This window comes from Flavobacterium sp. TS_SC_5 (assembly GCF_056156265.1).
In genome coordinates, this window is sequence record NZ_CM149588.1 from 771,240 (window position 1) to 795,099 (window position 23,860).

A 23,860-nucleotide genomic window follows, 5' to 3' on the forward strand; every position below is an offset into this window, starting at 1 on the left:
AAATTTTAAACTACAAAATGAAATGTTAAAAAAAACTTACAAACATTATTAAAAGTGGGAATTATACAACATTCAGCGTTTTTCCAACTTCAGTAAAGGCTTTAATTGCCTTGTCTAAATGCTCTATTGTATGGGCAGCAGAAAGTTGTACTCTAATTCTTGCTTTATCCTTTGGGACTACTGGAAAAAAGAATCCAATAACATAAATTCCTTTCTTTAAAAGTTCATCAGCCATTGTTTGGGATAATTTTGCATCGTAAAGCATAACAGGAACGATAGCTGAATCGCCATCTATGATATCAAAACCGGCTTTTTTCATCCCTTCTTTAAAGTAATTAGTATTCCATTCCAATTTATCACGTAGAGTCGTATCCTTTTCTAATAATTCAAAAACTTTGATGGAAGCGCCAACGATTGCTGGAGCAAGAGAATTTGAGAATAAATAAGGTCTGGAGCGCTGACGTAATATTTCGATAATTTCTTTTTTAGCTGTAGTATAACCACCCATAGCTCCACCAAGTGCTTTCCCTAAAGTCCCAGTAATGATATCTACTCTTCCCATTACACCTTTTGCCTCGAGCGTTCCTTTTCCTGTTGCTCCTAAAAATCCAGCAGCATGACATTCATCTACCATAACCATTGCGTCATATTTATCGGCTAAATCACAAATTTTATCCAACGGAGCTACCACACCATCCATAGAGAAAACTCCATCGGTAACAATCAATTTGAAACGACTTCCTGCTTCAGTAGCCTTGATTAATTGCTGTTCCAAATCTTCCATATTGCTATTTTCATAACGATAACGAGCCGCCTTACACAAGCGAACACCGTCTATAATAGAAGCGTGATTCAGGCTATCTGAAATTATCGCATCGTTTTCTCCTAATAGAGGTTCGAAAACTCCTCCATTAGCATCAAAAGCGGCAGCATAAAGAATAGTATCTTCTGTTCCGTAAAATTCAGAAATTTTTCGTTCCAATGTTTTGTGAATGTCTTGAGTTCCGCATATAAAACGAACTGATGACATTCCGAAACCATGCGTATCCAAAGCATCTTTAGCAGCCTGAATCACTTCCGGATGTGATGATAATCCAAGATAATTATTAGAACAAAAATTCAAAACACTTTCTCCTGTAGAAATAGTGATTTCTGCTCCTTGAGGTGAAGTTATAATTCTCTCTTTTTTGAAAATTCCGTTATCTTCAATAGTTTGTAATTCTGCTTGAAGATGTTCTTTTATTTTTCCGTACATTTTTATATTTTTAAAGTTTAATTTTGCGAATAATTCATTTTTAAGGTTACAAATTTACTACATCGATTTCTTTTCCGATGTAAATAAGTGCTTTTTTTGTCACTTTATAACCCATTAATTCAATTGCTGTTTGATAATTTTCTAATTGCTGTTGGTATTTCACATTATGTGTTCCTGTTTTATAATCCAGCAACAAAACTTCTTTATTTTTTGTCAAAACCATTCGGTCCGGCTTTATGGTTCTGCCCTCTTTTTGAATAATAGTTTGCTCATTCAAAACCTCATTCCCTTCGGCAAAACAAATTTCTAGTTCACTGTGATTGACAATTTCCTGAATTGTATTAAACACTATTTCTTTTTGAGCAAAAGTTATCAATCCGTCTTCAATAGACTTTCTAATTGCCAAGTCAACATCGTTTTTAGTTTTTACAAAAGATAAAATTTCATGAATCACATTTCCATATTCAATAGCCTCCTGCTGATGCGTTCCCCACATTAATGCTTCTCGCTGCGCAATTTTTATATTCTTTGGATTCAGAATTTCCGTTACCAAAGGAATCGTTTTTGAAGTATCGACATGCTCTTTTCCAGCAGACAATTTCATCGAATTACCAAATTCATATTCCAATTTATTTTCATCAAACCCAACTTTATTATCTAAATAATTAATAAAAAATGAACACATATTATTTTTCGGAATTTCGCCTTTACTCGATAAATTCATATTTGAAATCACATACAATTGTTCTTCGGCACGCGTTAAAGCAACATATAAAACATTGATGTTATCCAATAATTCTTCCTGCTTTTTTTGATTGTAAACCTCAGCGGCTTCTTCTCCAAATCCTTCAACCGCACTGCTGTTATCGATCAAAACCTTTGGCAAACCAAAATCCTGTTCTTCCGCATTCAGCCATAATTTATCTTTTGGTTTTCTGGTATAATCTTCTTCGGCAAAAGGAAAAATCACAACCGGAAACTCTAGCCCTTTCGATTTATGAATCGTCATAATCCGAACGGCATTAGTTCCTTCTGGAGATGGAATACTGAATTTCTCCGCGTTTTTATCCCAGAAATTCAGGAAGTCTGAAATTCCTGCTTGGTTGCGAATATCGCGCTCGAGAACAATGTCTAGGAAGTATTGAACGTACGCATTCCCCTCCCCAACCCTCCCCGAAGGGGAGGGAGACGAAACTGGAGCAATAGAATCTAGAAAAACTTCTTGAATTGCTAACTCCTTTTTAATTTCTTTTAAAACTTCTGAAATACTCTTTAATACTTGCTCATTTGTAAATCGCATTACTTTATAGCCTAATTTAGTTAGAATCTCTGTTCTGCCTTTGTCTAATTGAATTTGTTCTTCAGTAAAATGGTATTCACCGTCTACTTCAACAACCAGTTTTTTTGACAAGCAAACAAAGTCAACAATAAAATTATCTATCAAATGTTGTTGCCTGAATTTATGATCTTCTAGTGATTTAGATTTAAGCTCCATCCAAAGAACTTTCTCAGCAGGCGTTGGCTCTTTTTTCATTTCTTTTGCTTTTTCAATTGAAAGATGAGAATAATTTCCGCCTGTCATGTATCCTAATTTATTTGAATCAGTTACACCATTTTTATCCACACGATTAACCACTTCGTCACCCCCTCCTTCGGAGGGGGCTGGGGGGAGGAACTTTGCTATTATAGTTTCCACCGCTTCATACAATGATTTTTTTCGAATGTTTTGAAAGGAAAGCGAAACATCAAAACTCATTAACCAATTTTCGAAATCAGCTTCTTGAAATAACGCCATTCCTTGAGCAATAAAATCGTGAATCGGTAATTTATCCTGCCTGTTTTGTGCTAAATATTGAAGAAAATTTGCTTTGGATTCCAAATCAGAACTGTTTTTCAAGTATTTCAGTAAATGAATAATTAATCGAACTTCGGTGGCATTTTGAATCATCAAGGTTTCGGATGACAAAAGCGGAATTCCTTGTTCTGTCAAATAATTCGCAATCGCAATTCCCTGGCTACGTTTTCTGGTCAGAATAACAATGTCTTTGTATTGAAAGCCTTGTTGTAACGTTTTTTGAATCGTGTTTAAAGTGGCTAAAACATACAAATCGGTTTTATCCAAAGTTTCTTCTCCCGAAGTCTCGGGATCTTCCGAAGTTTCTACTTTTGGAATGAAAGAAATATTTACGTAGCCACCTGTTTTATCATTCGTTTTTTGATGGCTGTGATTTTCATACAAATCTTTATAATCTGGATGCTCAAATTCATTTGATAACAATTTGAAAAATTCATTGTTAAATTCGATTATCTGCGAATAAGACCGATAATTTTTATCTAAATGTTCCAATCTTTTATCGGGATTGCTAAACGGATTTTGGTCTTTACTTAATTCAATAAATTGTTCCGCTTTTCCGCCACGCCATCTGTAAATAGATTGTTTTGGGTCGCCCACAATCATCAAAGTTCCTTTTACTCCAAAATCATCCTGACCCGAAAGCGCATTATCAATCAGCGGAATCAGGTTCTGCCATTGCATTTCAGAAGTATCCTGAAATTCGTCAATAAAAAAATGACGGTAGCGCTCGCCTAATCGTTCATATATAAAAGGTGCTGGCTGATTTTGGATTTCCCGGTGTATAATGGCATTAAATTCCGATATAGAAAGTACATTTTGTTCTTCCTGAATTTTGGCTAATTCATTACTAACCGTATTCAGCAATGACAAAGGCGTAATGTTTTTTAGGAACGCTTTATAGAAATTTATCTTTTCGAAAGCAGTGTACACTTTAGTCAAAATTTGCAAAAATTCAGGAATCAAATTCTCAATAATTGCTCGATCTTTTGCCGTTTTATTGATTGCAATATCATCAAACTCATGAAACATTTTATTCTTAGGATTGAATTTTCCTTGCTGAATGCTATTAATATGATTTGGAAAAGTGCCTCTGGAAAAAGATTTGGTGTCAATTCCATTTTTATCTATTAAGGTCAATGCTTCTTCTGCAAAAACAATTGTTTGCTTTTCTAAGTCTTTGCACGCTTCAGAAAGTTTGGTTTTGATTTCGACAAACTCAGCGATAGATTTATCTTGAAAATGCGTGATTTCGTTTCTATTGTTTTCGTTGAGAACCAAACGACCTGTTTCAAGAATTTCACGTGAAATATCCCAAGATTTATCATCATCAGTTTTTTCCATCGTGAAATCAATGAGGAGCTTAGTTAATGTTTGATCTTCTCCTGCTTGAGCAATGATAGCATCGACGGCTTCAATCAATAAATTTTCAGTATCTAAAGTGACTTCAAAAGTCATAGGTAAATTTAAATCGTGCGCAAAAGCTCGAATCACTTTATGCGTAAATTTATCAATGGTCGAAATATCAAAAGCAGCATAATTGTGAATAATGTGCTTGATGATTTGCTGTGATTTAGTTTTGATTTGGAAAATCGAAAGTCCTATTGGTTCTTCGCTCCATTCTTCAGGATTATTTTCATTTCGTTTTCCGTTCACTAAATCCTGCATTAAATCCTGAGCTTTCTCGCTAGGCTCATCTTTCGCAAATTCAGAAAGACTCCCTACGATTCGGCTTTTCATTTCGTGAACCGCTTTATTGGTAAACGTAATGGCGAGAATATTGCGGTAGGCATCATTTTTTGGCGCGACAAGAATAATTTTGAGGTATTCTTTGACAAGCGCATAGGTTTTTCCGGAGCCGGCCGATGCGTCGTATATGGAGAATGAAGGTCTTTGCATTACGTTTTTAGATTTCTGATTAACGATTTTAGATTTCTGATTTAGAATTAGCGTTCTAATTTCCCAAATCCCTAGCCCTGATGGTAGCGGTATCCTTTCCTGCCGTCCCGAAGCTTCGGGATGGCGGGAAAGATATAGCGTACAGCAGGAAATAGCTTCTAAAAACAGAAGTATTAATAGGTTACTTTTAAAATTTGCCCCGAAACTTCGGGATAAAACTTAAAAGTAGTATTTTTGCAGCATGGAAACAAATAGACAGAAAAAAATAGGTGGGGTTATCCAAAAAGATTTGGTTGATATTCTGCAAGGTGAAGTGAGAAAAAACGGATTGGCTAATTTAATCATTTCGGTATCCAAGGTTACTGTGACTACAGATTTATCAGTAGCGACGGTACATTTAAGTGTTTTTCCTCAGGAAAAAGCAAAAGAGATTTTAGAGGCGGTTAAGTCCAATGCTAAAAATATTAAGCATGATTTATCACAACGTGTTCGTTTGCAATTAAGAAAAGTTCCCAATTTGGTTTTCTTTATTGACGACTCTTTAGATTACATTGAAAAAATTGACAATGCGCTAGCCAATAGAGATAATCCTATTGAAAACAGAGATCTTTTGGACAAACGCAGATTTCAATAAAATTTGAATTTTCCCCTTTACATAGCCAAACGCTACATTCTTAGCAATAGTAAAAATAATGCTATAAACATCATCAATCGCATTGCCAGCATGGGAGTTATTGTTGGCGCGATGGCTTTGTTTGTGGTTTTATCTGTTTTTAGCGGATTAAAAGTTTTCAGTCTTTCGTTTACAAATGACATTGATCCAGATTTAAAAATAAGCAGCACTCTGGGAAAATCTTTTTTAATTTCTCCAAATCAGGAAAGCCAAATCAAGAAAATTGACGGATTAGTTTCGTATTCTAAAATTATTGAGGAACGTGTTTTATTTACTTTTGACGGTAAGCAAGAAGTTACTTACCTGAAAGGTGTTGATTCTAATTTCAGCAAAGTTAATGCTATCGAGAAAAAACTTTTCAACGGGCAGTGGCTGAAACCGGATACATATCAAGTAGTGGTAGGTTATGGAATTTCCCAAAAATTCTCCATGGGATTGCTTGATTTTAATAATCAATTAGAGGTTTTAGTACCAAAACCAGGAAAAGGCGCTATCGAAAATCCGGAAGAAGCTTTTAACAAAACAGATCTAATTCCTGTTGGGATTTATGCCATTAGCGACGACCTTGATTCGAAATATGTTTTTGCAGATCTAGGTTTCGCCAAGAATTACTAGAATACAAACCCAATCAGGTTTCCGGGATTGAGATCAAGACGAATGCCGATGCTGACGAAAGTGCCATTACAGAGCAACTTCAAACCATTTTCAACAATAAAATCTCCGTAAAAAACAGGGCACAACTCAACGAATCGCTGTATAAAATGTTGAATACAGAGAATATTGCGGTATATTTAATATTTACTTTAGTGATTGTTGTGGCGCTTTTTAACTTGATTGGTGCATTGATCATGATGATTTTAGACAAAAAAGGAAACCTAAAAACCCTTTTTAATCTGGGAACTGAAATCAAGGATTTACGAAAAATATTTATGCTCCAAGGCACTTTACTGAGTGTTTTAGGTGGAATTATTGGCTTGGCTCTAGGAATTATAATCGTATTGTTACAAGAATATTTTCAGTTGGTTATGATAACTCCTACACTAGCGTATCCCGTAATTTTCTCTCTCGAAAATGTACTTATTGTTATGGGGACTATTGTTACGCTTGGCTTTGTTGCTTCCTTAATTGCAAGTAGCCGCGTGAGCAAGAAGTTGTTGGAGTAATTTTTTACCGCTAATTCGCAATTTTTTTTAATATATATATTAAAATTTACAGTTGGTTTTGAACTATAACGAACTATAAATTCGCAAATTTGCGGTAAAAGAGGATTAATATTTAATGACTACACTACTTCGTATCCTGCATAAGCTTCTTCGATTTCATCTAAAGCAGCAAATAATTCTTCAGGGCGATCTAAGGTTACCAATTGTTGTTTGAAGGGTTTAAAAGAATGAATTCCTTTGAAATAATTCGTATAATGAGGACGCGTTTCCACAATTCCTAATCGTTCGCCTTTCCATTCCATGGCCCAAGTCAAGTGATTTCTCACTGCTTCTACTCTATCGATAACAGTTGGTTTTGCCAAATGTTCTCCCGTTTTGAAGTAATGCTTTATTTCGTCAAAAATCCAAGGATAACCAATCGCGGCGCGACCAATCATGATTCCGTCGATGCCGTATTCATTTTTGTATTGTAATGCTTTTTCGGGAGAATCGATATCACCGTTGCCGAAAATTGGCATCGTAATTCTAGGATTATTTTTCACACGGGCGATATGCGACCAGTCAGAATGACCTTTATACATTTGGGCACGAGTTCTGGCGTGTATACTTAATGCGGCTACACCAATGTCTTGCAAACGCTCCGCAACCTCATCAATATTAATAGAATTGTCATCCCAACCCAAACGGGTTTTTACGGTTACCGGTAAATGTGTACTATCAATAACAGCTTGTGTTAAGCGAATCATTAAATCAACGTCTTTGAGAACTCCAGCTCCAGCACCTTTGCAAACCACTTTTTTGACAGGACATCCAAAATTAATATCGATTATATCTGGGTTTACCGTGGAAACAATTTTTGAAGACAACGCCATAGCTTCTTCGTCTCCGCCAAAAATTTGGATTCCAACTGGACGTTCATAATCAAAAATGTCTAATTTCATTCGGCTTTTGATGGCGTCACGAATTAAACCTTCTGAAGATATAAATTCAGAATACATCATATCAGCACCGTGCATTTTGCACAATCTACGAAAAGGAGGATCGCTCACATCTTCCATAGGTGCAAGAAGTAAAGGGAAATCTGGTAATTCTATGTCGCCTATTTTAATCAAGGTAATTTTTTTTGCAAAAATACGGAAATGTTAGCAAGTCTAAAACATTTTCTTTTCGGTTAGGTATTTCCAGTAGCGTTTGGGAACATGTTGAACGTGCAGCTTGGTGTTTTTTCGTTCTTTTATATTGGTATGATCAAAATATTCCCACCATAGTTTTTGATAATTGATTTCAGTATCCGAGAAGACTTGATTGTTTTTATCTTCCAATGATTTGATGTCTAAGTCCATCATCACAATTTCGGCATCATTCAAATCATAATACACACCATATTTTCGTCGTAAGTCATAAATAATCCATTTTTGATCTTGGTACCGATTTTTAAAATGTCTAATTATCAACGTTAAAACATCAAAATCAGGATCAATTTTGGCAAAATAAATGCCGTCTTTCAATTGTTCGAACCGAATAAAAGCTTCCATTCGATGCTTCTCACGACCAACATTTTTAGTAATTTGAGAAATTTGCAAGACACTTTCATTCGAAAAATCCTTCATGATATTAATAGTAGGATTTTGAACCGCGTAATTAATTACATCGAAAATCACATCTTCGACAGCTGGTTTTTCGGAGAGAAAAGCCCAAATAATACAACGAACACCATCACTTCCAATTTGTGCATTGAGTTTTTTAATCACCCTGTCCGATTTAGAAACATCAGTAGTGATTTCTATTTTTTCGGCGAATAAATTCTGCTGAAGATCGTCTTTTTTACTGATTCTTGGTTCTGGATATTTGTATTCATAAATTTCGAAAACCGCAGTCAATAAGCCTTCAAAAGTATTATCGTAAGAAAGTTGTGTCATTGAGTAATGATAATTGATTATCAAACGGTTTCTCAAACTTGGATTTAATGTCACCCAAAATAATTTCCTTTAAATTCAGGGCGTTCAAGAATTTTAAATGGGTATTTTCATTGCTTACCGATATAAAATATTTAGCTCTGTTGACCGAAACACCAATTTTTTTTAGATGTTCCATTGTCAAGTTTTGGAATCGTCTTGCATATACAATTTTATGTGCCGATTTAACTCCGATTCCTGGAACACGCAAAATCATTTCTAGAGGCGCATTCTGGATAATTACCGGAAATTGGATAATGTTTCGCAACGCCCAGCCCATTTTTGGGTCGACTTCTAAATCGAGAAACGGATTGTTTTTTTCGAGAATTTCATTGGCTTTAAAGCCATAAAAACGCATCAGCCAATCGGCTTGGTAAAGTCTGTTTTCGCGAACCAAAGGAACTTGAGCGCCAATTGCCGGCAATCTAGCATCGTTAGAAACCGGAACATAACCCGAATAATACACTCGTTTCAGATTAAAATTATTATAAAAGTGATCCGCAACCTGAATGATTTGAAAATCATTTTCCTGTGTTGCACCAACAATTACTTGGGTACTTTGACCAGCTGGAGCAAATTTGGGTGTGCTTTTAAATTTTTTCTTTTCTTCTTTATATTGAATCAATTCGTTTTTTACAAAACGCATCGGCTTAATCATGTCTTGATGATTTTTATCTGGAGCCAATAATTTTAGTCCAGATTCAGTAGGGATTTCTAGATTCATACTCAACCTATCGGCATATAATCCGGCTTCGCGCATCAATTCATCACTCGCTCCAGGAATACTTTTCAAGTGAATATATCCGTTAAAATTATGCTCTAACCGTAATTTTTTGGCCACACGAACCAAACGTTCCATGGTATAATCGGCATTTTTAAAAATTCCAGAACTTAAAAAAAGCCCTTCGATATAATTTCTTCGGTAAAAATTAATAGTCAAATCAACTACTTCTTCTACGGTAAAAGCGGCCCGCTGAATGTCATTACTTTTTCGAGTAACGCAATAGGCACAATCGTAAATACAAAAATTTGTCAATAAAATTTTTAATAACGAAACACAACGTCCATCCTCCGTGTACGTATGACAAATCCCCGAACTGGATGAATCGCCAAGTCCTTTATTAGTGTTTTTACGATTGCCGCCACTAGAGGAACATGACACATCATATTTAGCTGCGTCGGCTAGAATTTCTAATTTTTCTTTGATTTTATCGAAGTTCAAATGAAGTATATTTTAATTTTAAAGGAAGGCAAAGTTAATTATAAAAACACTTGTTATAGTTTTATTTTGAGTTAATTAACACTCGAAAAAAAGTAATACTAAGTATAACAATCGATTATAAATTAATACTATTTTTACAAAAACACACAGATGCACTTTGACTTTGGATTTTATAGTTCCGTTTTACTTATTTCTTTTACCCAAGGCATTATTTACAGTTGTCTATTACTTGCTAAAGCTATTAAAACCGAAAACAAATCGAATTATTGGCTGAGTCTTTTTATTTTTTTATGTAGTCTCTACATTGCACCTTGGCTTCTTGGTTTTGGTGGTTGGTATGACAAACAACCGTACCGGGATATTTTGTTTTACACACCATTACAGCATCTCTTTTTTATTGGACCCGTAATCTTTTTTTACACGCAAAGTTTGTTGAATCCTTCTTTTAAATTTTCAAAAAAAGACATTGGTCATTTGCTTCCTGGATGTATCTATTTTATTTATATCATCTCTATTTTTATTTACGATAAATTCATCTATGGTGATTATTACTTTTATAAAGACGGATTGGACAAGGATTTTGATGCATTGTATCAAAAACTAGGTTTAGCCTCGATGATTGTTTATTTTATTTTAAGTATTCGATACTATAATGTATACAAAAAACTAATGTTTCAGGTGGTAAGTTACGCTGATTCCATTTTGTTTAAATGGATAAAAACGTACTTGATTGCCTTTTTGGTAATGCTCGTTTTGCCAATTATTTTTGACATCATTGAATATATTTATCCAGAAATGAAATCTTACAAAGGTAGCTGGTGGTTTTATTTGTTCTTTTCGATTGTCATGTATTACATTGCTGTCATGGGATATTCTAATCCTGTGCTGTCGTCCATTCCGTATAAAATGTCATTATTTGATAAAAACCCCGTTCTTTTATTGGGTAAAAATCAACCCAACGAAACAGAAACGATTATTGATATTCAACATGAAACTTTTAAAGAAACGATTTCGCCCGAAATCGAGCATTGGAAATCTAAAATTGAAACGCTAATTCAAGAACAAAAACTATATCAAAATCCTGAATTAACACTTACGGATTTAGCAAAAAAATTAGAAACCAACGCTTCAATAATTTCTAAAACCATCAATCAAGGTTTTCAAATGAACTTTAACGATTGCATCAACACTTACCGAATTGAAGCTGTAAAAAATAGTTTTGCAAATGGCGAACATAAAAAATCGACCTTACTAGGAATTGCTTTCGATTGTGGATTTAACTCCAAAGCAACTTTTAACCGCGCATTCAAAAAAAATACCGGAAAAATACCCAAAGAATATCTCGATTTTCTATAAAATACACTTATTTAACGATTTACACACTTTAAAAATGAGTATCAAATTATAATTTGAAGCGCTCAACAGTTTTTTATGCTCCAACTTTGCCCTGTTGCTAATTACTAACAGCATCAAAACCTAAAGCATAAATTATGAAAAAAATCTTCTTCGCAATCGTACTAATAATTACGTCGTTTGCAAATGCGCAACTAAAGGGTTCCGGAAAAATAGTTACAAAAACCTTCGATTACAAAAACTTTGACAAAGTCTATTTTGAAGATTTAGATGGAAAAATCGAAGTCGAAATTGGTAAACCTTGGAGTATTTTAATTACAATTGATGACAACGTAGAAAGTCTTTTACATCTATCGGAAAATGTTTCAGAGAATGAATTAAAAATTCAATTCAAAGGAAACAAAGACAATCAAATGTATGTTGAAAATACCAATTTAAAAATCAAAATTACAATGCCAGAAGCGAGTGTCATTAAAAATTCCGGAAACAGTAATTTGAATGTTCAGAATATTTCAGGCCGTTACTTTAAACTAGAAAATACTGGAAATGGCGATAGCAATGTTAGCGGTACAATAGATGTTTTGGACATTATTAAAATTGGAAATGGCGATGTTGACGCTTCAAATCTTAACGTTAAAAAAGCGGAATTAAAAAGCAGTGGAAACGGAGATTTAACTGTAAATGTTTCTGAAACGCTTTCAGCTAGATTAACCGGAAATGGCGATATCATAAATACAGGCAAAGCAAATTTTGATTCGGGCTCAAAAAAATCAGGCAATGGTGATTTAATTCTTAAACTCTAACAAATTCAAATCTAAAAAATATGAAACTACTCACTAGAATTACAAAACCTATACTATTACCAACTTGGTCACAAGATTTATTTTTAACAATTCCGCGAATTGTATGTGGATATTTACTCGCCTTCGATTTTGGAGCAGCAAAATTTGGAATGCCTTGGTCACCAATTGACAATAATTTAGGATTATTTGAAGTCGCTTTTTGGTTCCCTAATGATGTAGCGAGTTATGGAGGAATTTTTGCTATTGCTCCAGCGTTCTTTGCTTGAATGGGTGCCTTTGCAGAAGCAGTTGGCGGTATATTTTTACAACTGGGACTGCAAACAAGAGTAACATCATTCCTTATTATCTGCACGATGCTGGTTGCTATTTTCATGCAACAAATCAACAACGGATTATGGAATTGTCTTGCCGCAATGGGATTTCTTTGGGTAACAATGTTCTATTTAATCCTTGGTTCAGGAAGATTTGGAATTGATTATTTATTATCTAAAAAATACGCGTAATATGAAAACTAAACTAGCAATAATAGCACTACTACTTTCTTTAATTTTGACCGGTTGCGTTCAAAAAACGTATCAAAAAACAGTTGTTTTTACATTGGATGCATCCGAAATAAAAAACATCAAAACTGCGGGTATAAAAGGGAATGACAAACCCCTATCATGGAGCAAAAACAGTGAAATGAAGGCCATTAAAAAAGACAGTCTATACCAGTTAACCATTACTTTTGAAACTGGTTATACGTTTACTGAAATAAAATTTATGGTAAATGACAGTTTAGAATTTGAAAACCAAGACAACCGAAGAGTTAATTTCTCCACAACAGACACTACTTTTTACAAAGCAAAATTCAATTATAAGCATACAAATCCTTAATTCTTAATTTTTCAAACACCACATAATTAAATCGAATTCAACTGTCAAACTTTTACCTTATATTTGCAAATTAAATGCGAGAGCATCAGTAAAATTGACAGATACAGAAAATGAAACACATAAGGAATTTTTGCATTATTGCACATATTGATCACGGAAAAAGTACGCTTGCTGACCGTTTACTGGGAGCCACGCAAACCGTTACTGCCCGTGAAGAAAAAGCGCAATTGCTTGACAACATGGACTTGGAACGCGAACGTGGGATTACCATAAAAAGTCACGCGATTCAGATGGAATACACTTACAAAGGGCAAGAATACATCTTGAATTTGATTGACACTCCGGGACATGTCGATTTCTCGTATGAAGTTTCACGATCTATTGCAGCTTGTGAAGGCGCACTTTTGATTGTAGATGCAGCACAAAGTATCCAGGCACAAACGATTTCGAATTTATATTTAGCTTTAGAAAATGACTTGGAAATTATTCCGGTTTTGAATAAAGTAGATTTACCAAGTGCCAATCCAGAAGAAGTAAGCGATGACATAATTGATTTACTAGGTTGTAAATTGGAAGATATTATTCACGCTTCGGGTAAAACTGGTTTTGGTGTCGAAAATATTTTGGCAGCAATTATCGAAAAAATTCCGCCTCCATCAGGAAATGTGGATGAGCCGTTACAAGCTTTAATTTTTGACTCGCATTATAATCCTTTTCGAGGAATTGAAGTTATTTTCCGTGTAAAAAACGGACAGATTAAAAAAGGCCAGAAGATTAAGTTCATGGCGACCGGAAACGAATATTTTGCAGATGAAATTGGGACTTTAAAATTAAACCAAGTTCCCAAACAAGTCATTTCAGCAGGAGATGTTGGATATTTAATTTCTGGGATTAAAGAGGCTAAAGAAGTAAAAGTGGGTGATACGTTGACGGATGCGAAAAACCCGACTACAAATATAATTAAAGGTTTTGAAGATGTGAAACCAATGGTTTTTGCGGGGATTTATCCTGTAGATACCGAAGATTATGAAGAGTTGAGAAACTCAATGGAAAAACTGCAGTTGAATGATGCTTCGCTGGTGTTTTTACCGGAAAGTTCAGCAGCCTTGGGATTTGGTTTCCGTTGCGGATTCTTAGGAATGTTGCACATGGAAATTATCCAGGAACGTTTAGAGAGAGAGTTTAACATGACTGTTATTACTACCGTTCCCAACGTTTCGTATTTGGCTTACACCAAAAAAGACCCTACAACACCACTTATAGTAAATAATCCTTCTGACTTGCCTGAGCCTTCTCGTTTAGACCATGTTGAAGAACCTTTTATTAAGGCAACCATCATTACCAAATCCGATTATGTTGGAAATGTAATGAGTTTGTGTATCGAAAAACGTGGATTGATTACCAATCAAACGTATTTGACTACAGAACGAGTTGAATTGACTTTTGATATGCCATTGGCAGAGATTGTATTTGACTTTTACGACCGTTTGAAAACCGTTTCTAAAGGATATGCTTCTTTTGATTATACACCAATTGGGTTGAGAACTTCTAACTTGGTTAAAGTAGATATCTTATTGAACGCTACGATAGTTGATGCTTTATCTTCTTTGATGCACGCCGACAATGCGTATTCTATTGGAAAAAAAATGTGTGAGAAGTTGAAAGAATTAATACCACGTCAGCAATTTGACATTCCTGTTCAAGCCGCAATCGGGGTAAAAGTGATTTCGCGTGAAACGATAAAAGCATTACGTAAAGACGTTACCGCCAAATGTTATGGTGGTGATATTTCCCGTAAACGTAAATTATTGGAAAAACAGAAAAAAGGTAAAAAACGTATGAGATTGGTGGGAAATGTTGAAATTCCACAAGAAGCGTTTATGGCTGTTTTGAAGTTGAATGATTAAAGCCCCCTAACCCCCGAAGGGGGAATTAGGAATAAATATATTAGAAACCTGACGATTCAAAATTGTCAGGTTTTTTGTTTTTATTTATTCTTCAACCATTCAAACAATCGTTTAGCATCTTCGAATTTAAACAATTGGGTTCCTTCATTCATGGTCGCTGCTGATCCACAAGCAACTCCCCAACGAATGACTTCTTTCAGACTTTTATTTTGCGAAAGCGCACAAACCATTCCTCCCACCATACTATCACCGGCACCTACAGTACTTTTTTTGGCGACATTAGGAGCTGGAACAAATTCGTAAACATCTTTAGTAACCAACACCGCACCTTGCGGACCGAGAGAAACAACTACGATTTCGGCGCCACCTTTAGCTATTATTTGTTTTGCGGCATCGTTTACTTCCTCCAATTCCAATCGCTCTACACCTATTAATTTTGCAAGCTCCCCAACATTGGGTTTAATCATATAAACACCAACTTCCAACGCCTTTTTTAATGCTTCGCCTGAGGTATCGATAATTAATTTAGCATTTGTTTTTTTTGCAATTTCTGCGATTTTTGAATAAAAATCTGCTGACAAACCTTCATTCAAACTGCCACTGGCTACTAGGAATTTTGGTTTTAAAGCTACTATGGTTTCTAAAATTCTTTCGCTTTCTTCCTCGGAAATTTTTCCGCCGGTAAATCCAAAACGGTATTGAGAATTAGTATTATCATCCACGGCGACAAAACTTTCTCTTGTCCAACTTTGAACGGCAACAGCTTCAAAAGCAATTCCTTCTTTAGCAACCAATTCTTCCAGCATTTTACCTGTAGGCCCGCCAGATGTAAAAACTGCCAATGAAGTTCCGCCCAAACGGGAAATTGCCTTAGACACGTTGATTCCGCCTCCACCAGCATCAAACCTCGGTTCCTCACATCTAATTTTCTGTTCAGGAACCAAGCCTTTAAAATGGGTACTTTTATCCAAAGCCGAGTTAACTGTTATAGTAACGATATCAAATGATTCCATTGTTGATGATTTTAATTACTTAAAGATGCAAAAAAATGGCAAAAATTGATACAAATCAAGGCGAATATTTCTTTGTATATTTGCAACCTCAAAACAATTAAAATAATGATTGAAGATAAAAACCCACAACGTACAAGTATTGCCCAATTAGGAGAATTTGGATTGATAGACCATTTGACAAAAAACTTTGAAATCAACCAGCCTTCAACTTTAAAAGGAATTGGGGATGATGCCGCCGTTTTGGATTTCAAAGATAAAAAGGTCGTTGTTTCTACTGATTTACTGATTGAAGGTGTGCATTTTGATTTGGCTTACATGCCGTTAAAACATTTGGGTTACAAAGCGGTCGTGGTCAATGTTTCTGACATTTGCGCGATGAATGCTAAGCCAACACAAATAACAGTTTCTGTTGCGGTATCCAATCGTTTTCCACTGGAAGCATTGGATGAATTATTTGAAGGAATTACGCATGCAGCCCGCGAATATAATGTCGATGTTATAGGTGGTGATACGACTTCCTCCCAAAAAGGATTAATTATCAGCATTACCGCTATTGGCGAAGCAGATGAAGAAGAAATTGTGTACAGAAACGGCGCGAAACAAACTGATTTATTAGTGGTTACCGGAGATATTGGAGCTGCTTACATGGGATTGCAAGTTTTAGAAAGAGAAAAGCAAGTTTTTCAGGTGAACCCAAATTCACAACCGGATTTAGATGCGTATACGTATTTAATCGAACGTCAATTGAAGCCGGAAGCACGTAAAGATGTTCGTACTTTATTGCACGCTTTAGAAATTAAGCCTACTTCCATGATTGATATCTCGGATGGATTATCATCTGAAATTATGCATTTGTGCAAGCAGTCTAAGGTGGGTTGTAATTTATATGAGGACAAATTACCAATTGATCCTCAGTTTATTAATGTTTGCGAAGAATTCAATATCGACAGTACAACAGTTGCCATAAACGGCGGTGAAGATTACGAATTGCTTTTCACCATTGCCATGGACGATTTTGAAAAAATCAAAGCAAATCCAAATTTCACTATTATTGGTCACATGACACAAGAAAGTGAAGGGATTCATTTAGTAACTCGTGCCAATACCAAAATTGCTTTAAAAGCACGTGGTTGGGATGCTTTGACGCAATAAAACTTCATTAAACAAAACAAAAAACGACACTTACTAGGTGTCGTTTTTGTTTAAGAAAATTTAGAAAAGCAATCCTTTATTTTTTGCCTCACGGACTAAGTCGATATCGCTACCGCCTTCTATCTTTAATAACTCTTTTAGGTTAAGTTTTCTTCTTTCAATTGCGACTAATGAAATCGGGATGTATTGCGTAATTTCGTTTAACTTAGTACCTTTTGATAAATGAAATAAAATTTGTTTATCAAATTGATCAATTTGTATCGTATTTTCTTCAGATTGATTCAGCATTTTCAGAACCGACTCACTGTAATATTTGTTATTTTTTAAAACTTTATCGAATGCAAAAAGTAATTCATCAAAAGTTAAATCATTTTTTATAACCAGCCCACTCGGATTTATAGTCTTTATAATGGTTTTTATATTTAATAGCTCCGTAAACATGGTTAACAAAATAATTTTGCAATTCGGCATATATTGCGATAATAATTTTGCTAAATCTTCCCCAGAATAAATGTTTTTTTCTGCATACGGTGGCATGCTAATATCCAAAAAAGCGATGTCAAATAGAGGAGTATCCGGATTAGTAATAATGTCATATGCGGATTGACAATCTTTAGCCTGATCAATACAAAAATGATATTGCTCTGGATGGTACCGTGTTATTGCATTTTTATATCCTTCAATTATAAAAGGATGGTCATCAACAATCAATATGTTATTTTTGATTAAGATGTCTGCAGTTGAATCAATTATCATTTATTTGTAAGTGTTTATATTTATTCTAACGAAATTTTGACCGCAATAACTGTGCCTTCTCCCATTTTTGAATTTATTTCAACCGTACCGTTACATTCATGGGCTCTAGAACGGATGTTTTGCAAACCTATTCCTTTTTTTGTTCTGTTCACATTAAAACCTATTCCATCATCCATAATTTCCAGAACAAGATTACTTTCCTCTTTCTTAAATTTTATGTTAATGGTATCCGCATTCGCATATTTATTAATATTTTGCAAACACTCCTGGATAATTCGATATAAATTAATTTTAGTGGAGTTACTCATCAAATCCCATTTAATAGTGGGATCAATACTTAGATTCAACTTAGATTCAAAGGTTTTCTTTTGGTCCTCAAATAAGTTGTTTAGAATGGCTACAAAGTTATTAATTAATTCTGATTTTTCCCTACTCAAATCATGGGAAATCTCACGTATATCCTGTTCAATATTCTTTAATTCCAGCAGGTAATTATTTCTTTTTTCAACGGCGATGGTATCATCAAATTTATTTAGACTATCCAAATTAATCCGCAAACCAAACATCCTACCTAAAACACCGTCATGCAATTCCTGGGCAACTCTTTTTTTCTCTTTAACTCTTCCGGTCTCAATAGTACTTTGCTGGGAAATCATTAAATTATAGATATCTTCATTGGCTTTTTGTTGCCTTTGTTTGTAAATAAGGACTTTATTCTTATTTTTTTGTGTCTTTACGACATACAGTAATAATCCAAACACTGCAAAAGAAATTAACCCATACAACAGATTCCTGTTTTTAGTCGTCAAATTGGAGTTTTTTTCTTTTACCTCTTCTGTTTCAAATTCGATACGGGAAAATTTATTCCCTATTTTTCGCTCTGATTTTTGAAGTTTTTCATTGACACTAATGTATTCTTTAGAATAAATCGCAGCATTTTGAGGCTCAATGATGGACAATTGTTTTAATGAGATTAAAATATCACGATATGAATTAGAGCTCCTTGATAATGCCAATGCTTCCTTTGCATTCTGACTTGCTTTTGAAATGTTTTTTACAGAAATAAAATACTCTGACAAGTTCAATTTACTGGTAATAATACCCGTTGTAAGTTGCAAACTATCTCTAATTTTCAATGATTTATAAAAGTGATCAAGAATAAATTCCTTTTCATTCAGCTTAAATTTAGAAAGAGCTAAATTATCTAACAACATCGCATAAACAAATGGTTTGTCTCTGAAAATATTTTTTTGTTCTAATCCCTTTTGAAAATACTTTTTTGCCTGCTCGTATTTACCGTTTTTAAGATATGCATATCCAATATTATTGTAAGAAGTCGCTTTTGGTTGATAAAAAGAAGCGGTCAACTCCTCATCGATACTTGCCAAGGCTTTGTTGTGGTATATCATTGCATTATTAAAATCATCTAATTCGTTATAGATCAATCCTAACAAATTATAAGCGTCATATTGAAGTTCGCTGTCATCTACATTCTTTATAATTTTTAAAACTTTAAAAACCGCTTTTTCAGATCCCAAAAAATCACTCTCTTTATACTGCAAGTTGGCTTTGTTTAAAATTGATCTTGCTTGATTAATTTTGTCCTCTAACTCGATAAACATTTTTTCGGCTTTGTCGTAATATGAAAAAGAACTATCGGATACTGCTTGAGAATCATAATAATCCCCTAGATAAGTAAAACCCTTCGCAAGGCTAAAAAAATCCTTTTTTTCTTCAGATTTTTTCAGCACCACAAACACTGTTTTTTTATACTCTTCATATTTGTCTAAGTTGTAATATCGATTAGCGATTTTGAATAAATTTACTCGATGCAACGAGTCATTTTCTTGACCTGCAACAATTTTTGATGCTTTTTTTATATATCTTTCTCTCAACTGAGGAGGCAAATCGAAATCATTTGCCAAAGAAAAATAAGAAGAGAGACTGTCTTTTAAACCCTGATCAAAAGCAAATACTTTTTTCTTTTGGTTGCAACCAAGAAGAAAGAGTACAACAACAAGTAATATAGATGAGATAAATTTCAATAGAGAGAATATAGTTCTGTCAAAAATAACAAAATAAAATTAGTCCCATAAAAAAAGGCTGTCAAATCTCTTTGGCAGCCTTGTATATTTTTATGAGGAATTTATTAATCCATTTTCTTGTTCCCCCCTGTAGCTCCTGCTCCACTAATCCCTAATTTTACATTTTCAATTTTAAAGACCTCTGCTTTATTGTCTTTTTTTATTGTTGTAGTGATTTCTTCATTTGAATTAAAAGAAGTTAATACCATCACTAAAGAGAATAATCCGATTGTTACTATTGCTTTTTTCATAATTTGGGAATTTTATGTTTTTTGTTGTTTTTACATTTGTTATGACGGTGATTATCACTGTATCATGATGTAAAACTACTTCGCATATCCCAAAAAACAACACCTAAAAAAGGGTTAGTGGTAGAACATATTCAATTGGTAGTGTACAGGTATCAAATTAGGGTAAACTGCATTATTTTAAATTTCTAGGTAATTTCCATTAGCAAAATCAGAAATAACTTGATCAACATTACCTTTGTACAATTTAGAAAAAGGCAATCTTGAATTGGTGTTTTTTATATAACAAACTGAGTTTCCATTGTGGATTCGAGAAATATAGTTTCGATTTACAATATAACTTTTATGAATCCTGATAAAAGGATAGGATAATACCGCTTCAAAATATTTTAGTGTTTTGAAAGCCGTTATCATTTCACCGTTATTCAAATGAATGTCTGTAGAATTATTATCTGCTTGGAAGAAACAAATGTCTTTAGCATCAATATACCTGTGATCTCCATAGGATTTTATACACAATCGTAAAGGATGTAATTCATTTGGCATTTTTTGTTCCGATGAAAATGGAGAATTGTCAGTATGTTTTGCTCGTTCGACAATCCCTATTTCTTCCTCCCTTTTTGATTTATTTAACCTCAACATCAATTTTATAATATCCGATTGAGTTACCGGCTTCAATAAGTACTCTTTCACTTCGTATTGAAAAGAATCAAAAGCTAAATTCTTTTCTTGCGTAGTCACAATAATCTTAGGAAGTATCGTTAAATATTTGTGTAAAGTATCAATAAAACCAAGTGATAAATTAGAGTCCACATGCACTGGATCAATTTCAAGAAAAATTATTTCTGGTTTTTTTTCTAAAATAAGATTTAAACCATCCACAGCATTTTGTACAGAGCCAATAAAGGAAAGTTCTGAAAAACCATCTGCAATTGCTTTAGTTTTCAAAATACTTTCTTGATCATCGTCAATAATAACGTACGAATAATTCATCGGCGTTTTTTCTGGAATAGATTATAGCCTACATTAAAATGAAATATACAATAGACTCAAATGTAATTAGTTTTCATTAAGGAAATTGTATCAACAAAAGTATGAAATAACAAGTAATAAAAATAGATTACTACTTTAAACCAAATTTTTAATACTGTTATGAGAACTGTTAGCATTACAATTCCATAAATAAATAGTAAGAAGGCAATACAATCGCATGCTATAAAGCTATATTATTACTAACTGTTTGCTAAAAGGCATAAGGTTATCTTTTTTGCTACACATTAAAAATATTTGATTTGTTTTTTGACTAAAGTATTTATTATCACTCTAAACTGTAGAACCACTTTTAATAATTGGCTGAGTGATTACTTTATTAGTCCTAACGAAATGTCAAATTATTATGCTAGCCACATTTCTAATAATCAATGAATACCTAAAATAATTGATGTACTAAGAATGCTTTTTTTACAAATTTATCTTACTTTTATCCAAAAAAACCAACCCTATGAAAAACCTTTTTGCCTTACTATGCTTAACTTCCTCTTTTTTGGGTTTTACCCAAGAAAAAGAAACCACAAATTTCAAAAGAAATGAATTAAAAGGAAATGCTCTTTTTTTAGTACTAGGCGCAGTAGAAGTAACGTATGAACGTCTAATTAATGAGGATGCCGGTGTTGGAGCTTCCCTCTTTTTCATAAATGAAGATGACATAAACACTAACTTTAGCCTTACGCCATATTACAGAGCTTATTTTGGAAAAAAACCAGCAGCTGGATTTTTTGTAGAAGGTTTTAGTATGATAAATGCTGGTGTCAATAATAAAACGTATTATTATGATAATAATGGAAATTTAACCAATATCGACGAAGAGCGTTATACTGATTTTGCTCTTGGTTTTGGTCTTGGATCCAAATGGATTCATAGAAAAGGATTTGTCTTTGAAATCAATGCTGGAATAGGACGCAATTTATTTAGCGATAATAGTCCAGAAGTAGTTGGTCGAGGCGGAATAACTTTAGGTTACCGATTTTAAAAAAATAAAAAAGCTTCTCAATCGAGAAGCTTTTTTTTATATAAATCAAAAATAATTACATTTTCATCAACCAGTTTTTCATTGAAACCTCATTCTCGATAATGGATTTCAAGTCTGCAATAGCCACACGATCTTGTTTCATGGTGTCTCTATGACGAATTGTTACAGTTTGATCCTCGATAGTTTGATGATCAACAGTAATACAAAACGGAGTTCCCAATGCATCTTGTCTTCTATAACGTCTTCCTACAGCATCTTTTTCATCATAAGAAACATTGAAATCCCAACGCAAATCGTCAATTATTTTGTGTGCTATTTCTGGTAATCCGTCTTTTTTAACTAATGGTAAAATGGCTGCTTTTGTTGGAGCCAAAACCGAAGGTAATTTCAACACTGTTCTTGTAGAACCATCTTCTAATGTTTCTTCTTTTAATGAAGTGGCGAAAACTGCCAAAAACATTCTGTCTAATCCTACTGAAGTTTCCACAACATAAGGAACATAATTCTGATTTAATTCAGCATCAAAATACTGTAATTTTCTACCGGAGAATTGTTCGTGCGCTTTCAAATCGAAATCAGTACGCGAGTGAATTCCTTCCAATTCTTTGAATCCAAAAGGAAAATTAAACTCAATATCAGCCGCAGCATTCGCATAATGCGCTAATTTTTCGTGATCGTGGAAACGATAATTTTCTCTTCCTAAACCAAGTGATAAATGCCATTTTAAACGAGCTTCTTTCCAGAATTCATAATGCTTCATTTCTTCGCCTGGACGTACAAAAAATTGCATTTCCATTTGTTCAAACTCCCGCATACGGAAAATAAATTGTCTTGCAACGATTTCGTTTCTGAATGCTTTACCTGTTTGCGCAATTCCAAAAGGAACTTTCATTCGTCCTGATTTTTGTACATTCAAGAAGTTCACAAAAATACCTTGAGCCGTTTCCGGACGTAAATATAAATCCATTGCCGAGTCAGCTGAAGCTCCAAGTTTTGTTCCAAACATCAAGTTAAATTGACGCACTTCGGTCCAATTTCTTGAACCTGATTCCGGACAAGCAATTTCTAATTCTTCGATTAATGCTTTTACATCTTCCAAGTCTTCGTTTCCTAAAGAACGCGCCATTCTTTCCAGAATTTCTCTTTCTTTGGCTTTGTACTCCATTACACGAGTATTTGTCGTAACAAATTCTTGCTCATTGAAAGCGTCACCAAAACGAGCTCTTGCTTTTTCGATTTCTTTGATTGCTTTTTGATTTAGCTTTTCAGCATAATCTTCAATCAAAACATCAGCTCTATATCTTCTTTTCGAATCTTTGTTGTCAATCAATGGATCATTAAAAGCATCAACGTGGCCAGATGCTTTCCAAGTGGTTGGATGCATCAAAATTGAAGCGTCAAGACCTACAATGTTATCGTTCATTTGAACCATTGCTTTCCACCAATATTCGCGTATGTTCTTTTTTAATTCTACTCCGTTTTGTGCATAATCATAGACTGCACTTAAACCATCGTATATTTCGCTTGACGGAAAAATAAATCCGTACTCTTTTGCGTGCGAAACTACATTCTTAAATAAATCTTCTTGTTTTGCCATAATGATGCAAAAATATAAAAAGT

The 23,860-nt window shown here is 34.1% G+C and carries 20 protein-coding genes and 1 pseudogene; 10 read left to right on the forward strand and 11 right to left on the reverse strand.

The genetic code is table 11. The features are described 5' to 3' along the window. Nucleotides 1–61: 61 nt before the first annotated feature. Nucleotides 62–1,255: a glycine C-acetyltransferase gene (gene kbl / locus AC0J6S_RS03425; RefSeq protein ID WP_474955443.1), complete on the reverse strand. Its 1,194-nt coding sequence runs from the start codon at nt 1,253–1,255 to the stop codon at nt 62–64. A gap of 46 nt (nt 1,256–1,301) precedes the next feature. Beyond that, nucleotides 1,302–5,006, reverse strand: a complete 3,705-nt coding sequence (locus AC0J6S_RS03430; protein ID WP_474955444.1) for a UvrD-helicase domain-containing protein — start codon at nt 5,004–5,006, stop codon at nt 1,302–1,304. A 241-nt stretch (nt 5,007–5,247) separates the two neighbouring features. Between AC0J6S_RS03430 and rbfA the strand changes: the two genes are divergently transcribed. Continuing rightward, nucleotides 5,248–5,640, forward strand: coding sequence for a 30S ribosome-binding factor RbfA (rbfA, locus tag AC0J6S_RS03435; protein WP_091166278.1), 393 nt, complete (start codon nt 5,248–5,250; stop codon nt 5,638–5,640). Between the two features lie 3 nt (nt 5,641–5,643). Further along, a pseudogene (locus tag AC0J6S_RS03440) lies at nt 5,644–6,842 on the forward strand (ABC transporter permease). A 119-nt stretch (nt 6,843–6,961) separates the two neighbouring features. Here the strand turns inward: AC0J6S_RS03440 and dusB are convergent. The 3 genes from dusB to AC0J6S_RS03455 are packed head-to-tail and all read right to left on the reverse strand — an operon-like array spanning nt 6,962 to nt 10,019. Then, nucleotides 6,962–7,954 (reverse strand): tRNA dihydrouridine synthase DusB, encoded by a 993-nt coding sequence (dusB, locus tag AC0J6S_RS03445; RefSeq protein WP_474955445.1) that lies wholly within the window; start codon nt 7,952–7,954, stop codon nt 6,962–6,964. A 39-nt stretch (nt 7,955–7,993) separates the two neighbouring features. Continuing rightward, nucleotides 7,994–8,761, reverse strand: coding sequence for a TIGR03915 family putative DNA repair protein (locus AC0J6S_RS03450; RefSeq protein ID WP_474955446.1), 768 nt, complete (start codon nt 8,759–8,761; stop codon nt 7,994–7,996). Next, nucleotides 8,739–10,019: a putative DNA modification/repair radical SAM protein gene (locus AC0J6S_RS03455; protein ID WP_474955447.1), complete on the reverse strand. Its 1,281-nt coding sequence runs from the start codon at nt 10,017–10,019 to the stop codon at nt 8,739–8,741. Before AC0J6S_RS03455 ends, AC0J6S_RS03450 begins: the two co-directional genes overlap by 23 nt. A gap of 150 nt (nt 10,020–10,169) precedes the next feature. Here AC0J6S_RS03455 and AC0J6S_RS03460 point away from each other — a divergent pair, with 150 nt between their 5' ends. From AC0J6S_RS03460 to lepA, 6 genes are all read left to right on the forward strand, one after another. Continuing rightward, nucleotides 10,170–11,375 carry a helix-turn-helix domain-containing protein gene (locus tag AC0J6S_RS03460; protein ID WP_474955448.1) on the forward strand — a complete coding sequence of 402 codons (1,206 nt, stop codon included), beginning with the start codon at nt 10,170–10,172 and terminating at the stop codon, nt 11,373–11,375. A 134-nt stretch (nt 11,376–11,509) separates the two neighbouring features. Continuing rightward, on the forward strand, nt 11,510–12,175 hold the full coding sequence (locus AC0J6S_RS03465; protein WP_474955449.1) for a GIN domain-containing protein: 666 nt from the start codon (nt 11,510–11,512) through the stop codon (nt 12,173–12,175). Nucleotides 12,176–12,195: 20 nt separating this feature from the next. Then, nucleotides 12,196–12,441 carry a hypothetical protein gene (locus tag AC0J6S_RS03470; protein WP_474955450.1) on the forward strand — a complete coding sequence of 82 codons (246 nt, stop codon included), beginning with the start codon at nt 12,196–12,198 and terminating at the stop codon, nt 12,439–12,441. Next, entirely contained in the window at nt 12,442–12,678 is a 237-nt protein-coding gene (locus tag AC0J6S_RS03475) for a DoxX family protein (RefSeq protein ID WP_474955451.1), read from the forward strand. Between the two features lies 1 nt (nt 12,679). Beyond that, nucleotides 12,680–13,051: a hypothetical protein gene (locus AC0J6S_RS03480; protein WP_474955452.1), complete on the forward strand. Its 372-nt coding sequence runs from the start codon at nt 12,680–12,682 to the stop codon at nt 13,049–13,051. Between the two features lie 110 nt (nt 13,052–13,161). Continuing rightward, nucleotides 13,162–14,958 carry a translation elongation factor 4 gene (gene lepA, locus AC0J6S_RS03485; RefSeq protein ID WP_474955453.1) on the forward strand — a complete coding sequence of 599 codons (1,797 nt, stop codon included), beginning with the start codon at nt 13,162–13,164 and terminating at the stop codon, nt 14,956–14,958. 80 nt (nt 14,959–15,038) lie between these two features. Here lepA and AC0J6S_RS03490 read toward each other — a convergent pair whose 3' ends face one another. Beyond that, entirely contained in the window at nt 15,039–15,971 is a 933-nt protein-coding gene (locus AC0J6S_RS03490) for a 1-phosphofructokinase family hexose kinase (protein ID WP_474955454.1), read from the reverse strand. A gap of 105 nt (nt 15,972–16,076) precedes the next feature. Here AC0J6S_RS03490 and thiL point away from each other — a divergent pair, with 105 nt between their 5' ends. Then, the gene (thiL, locus tag AC0J6S_RS03495; RefSeq protein WP_474955455.1) at nt 16,077–17,123 is read left to right on the forward strand and encodes a thiamine-phosphate kinase; all 1,047 of its coding nucleotides are present in this window, start codon (nt 16,077–16,079) and stop codon (nt 17,121–17,123) included. A gap of 60 nt (nt 17,124–17,183) precedes the next feature. Here the strand turns inward: thiL and AC0J6S_RS03500 are convergent, their stop codons facing one another. From AC0J6S_RS03500 to AC0J6S_RS03515, 4 genes are all read right to left on the reverse strand, one after another. Further along, nucleotides 17,184–17,879: a response regulator gene (locus AC0J6S_RS03500; protein WP_474955456.1), complete on the reverse strand. Its 696-nt coding sequence runs from the start codon at nt 17,877–17,879 to the stop codon at nt 17,184–17,186. A gap of 20 nt (nt 17,880–17,899) precedes the next feature. After that, on the reverse strand, nt 17,900–19,924 hold the full coding sequence (locus AC0J6S_RS03505) for a tetratricopeptide repeat-containing sensor histidine kinase (protein ID WP_474955457.1): 2,025 nt from the start codon (nt 19,922–19,924) through the stop codon (nt 17,900–17,902). Nucleotides 19,925–20,028: 104 nt separating this feature from the next. Continuing rightward, entirely contained in the window at nt 20,029–20,214 is a 186-nt protein-coding gene (locus AC0J6S_RS03510; RefSeq protein ID WP_474955458.1) for a hypothetical protein, read from the reverse strand. 177 nt (nt 20,215–20,391) lie between these two features. Continuing rightward, the gene (locus AC0J6S_RS03515; RefSeq protein WP_474955459.1) at nt 20,392–21,204 is read right to left on the reverse strand and encodes a LytR/AlgR family response regulator transcription factor; all 813 of its coding nucleotides are present in this window, start codon (nt 21,202–21,204) and stop codon (nt 20,392–20,394) included. Between the two features lie 508 nt (nt 21,205–21,712). Between AC0J6S_RS03515 and AC0J6S_RS03520 the strand changes: the two genes are divergently transcribed. Beyond that, entirely contained in the window at nt 21,713–22,240 is a 528-nt protein-coding gene (locus AC0J6S_RS03520; RefSeq protein WP_474955460.1) for a DUF3575 domain-containing protein, read from the forward strand. Between the two features lie 55 nt (nt 22,241–22,295). Here the strand turns inward: AC0J6S_RS03520 and AC0J6S_RS03525 are convergent, their stop codons facing one another. After that, nucleotides 22,296–23,837, reverse strand: a complete 1,542-nt coding sequence (locus AC0J6S_RS03525) for a glycine--tRNA ligase (protein ID WP_474955461.1) — start codon at nt 23,835–23,837, stop codon at nt 22,296–22,298. Nucleotides 23,838–23,860: the final 23 nt, after the last annotated feature.

What these genes read in the sequence shown, in the direction of transcription:
- thiL (WP_474955455.1), top strand. Translation starts at nt 16,077, where the DNA reads ATGATTGAAGATAAAAACCCACAACGTACAAGTATTGCCCAATTAGGA.
- AC0J6S_RS03515 (WP_474955459.1), bottom strand. Translation starts at nt 21,204, where the DNA reads ATGAATTATTCGTACGTTATTATTGACGATGATCAAGAAAGTATTTTG.
- lepA (WP_474955453.1), top strand. Translation starts at nt 13,162, where the DNA reads ATGAAACACATAAGGAATTTTTGCATTATTGCACATATTGATCACGGA.
- AC0J6S_RS03510 (WP_474955458.1), bottom strand. Translation starts at nt 20,214, where the DNA reads ATGAAAAAAGCAATAGTAACAATCGGATTATTCTCTTTAGTGATGGTA.
- AC0J6S_RS03500 (WP_474955456.1), bottom strand. Translation starts at nt 17,879, where the DNA reads ATGATAATTGATTCAACTGCAGACATCTTAATCAAAAATAACATATTG.
- AC0J6S_RS03525 (WP_474955461.1), bottom strand. Translation starts at nt 23,837, where the DNA reads ATGGCAAAACAAGAAGATTTATTTAAGAATGTAGTTTCGCACGCAAAA.
- rbfA (WP_091166278.1), top strand. Translation starts at nt 5,248, where the DNA reads ATGGAAACAAATAGACAGAAAAAAATAGGTGGGGTTATCCAAAAAGAT.
- AC0J6S_RS03490 (WP_474955454.1), bottom strand. Translation starts at nt 15,971, where the DNA reads ATGGAATCATTTGATATCGTTACTATAACAGTTAACTCGGCTTTGGAT.
- AC0J6S_RS03480 (WP_474955452.1), top strand. Translation starts at nt 12,680, where the DNA reads ATGAAAACTAAACTAGCAATAATAGCACTACTACTTTCTTTAATTTTG.
- AC0J6S_RS03450 (WP_474955446.1), bottom strand. Translation starts at nt 8,761, where the DNA reads ATGACACAACTTTCTTACGATAATACTTTTGAAGGCTTATTGACTGCG.
- AC0J6S_RS03465 (WP_474955449.1), top strand. Translation starts at nt 11,510, where the DNA reads ATGAAAAAAATCTTCTTCGCAATCGTACTAATAATTACGTCGTTTGCA.
- AC0J6S_RS03470 (WP_474955450.1), top strand. Translation starts at nt 12,196, where the DNA reads ATGAAACTACTCACTAGAATTACAAAACCTATACTATTACCAACTTGG.
- kbl (WP_474955443.1), bottom strand. Translation starts at nt 1,255, where the DNA reads ATGTACGGAAAAATAAAAGAACATCTTCAAGCAGAATTACAAACTATT.
- AC0J6S_RS03430 (WP_474955444.1), bottom strand. Translation starts at nt 5,006, where the DNA reads ATGCAAAGACCTTCATTCTCCATATACGACGCATCGGCCGGCTCCGGA.
- AC0J6S_RS03520 (WP_474955460.1), top strand. Translation starts at nt 21,713, where the DNA reads ATGAAAAACCTTTTTGCCTTACTATGCTTAACTTCCTCTTTTTTGGGT.
- AC0J6S_RS03475 (WP_474955451.1), top strand. Translation starts at nt 12,442, where the DNA reads ATGGGTGCCTTTGCAGAAGCAGTTGGCGGTATATTTTTACAACTGGGA.
- AC0J6S_RS03460 (WP_474955448.1), top strand. Translation starts at nt 10,170, where the DNA reads ATGCACTTTGACTTTGGATTTTATAGTTCCGTTTTACTTATTTCTTTT.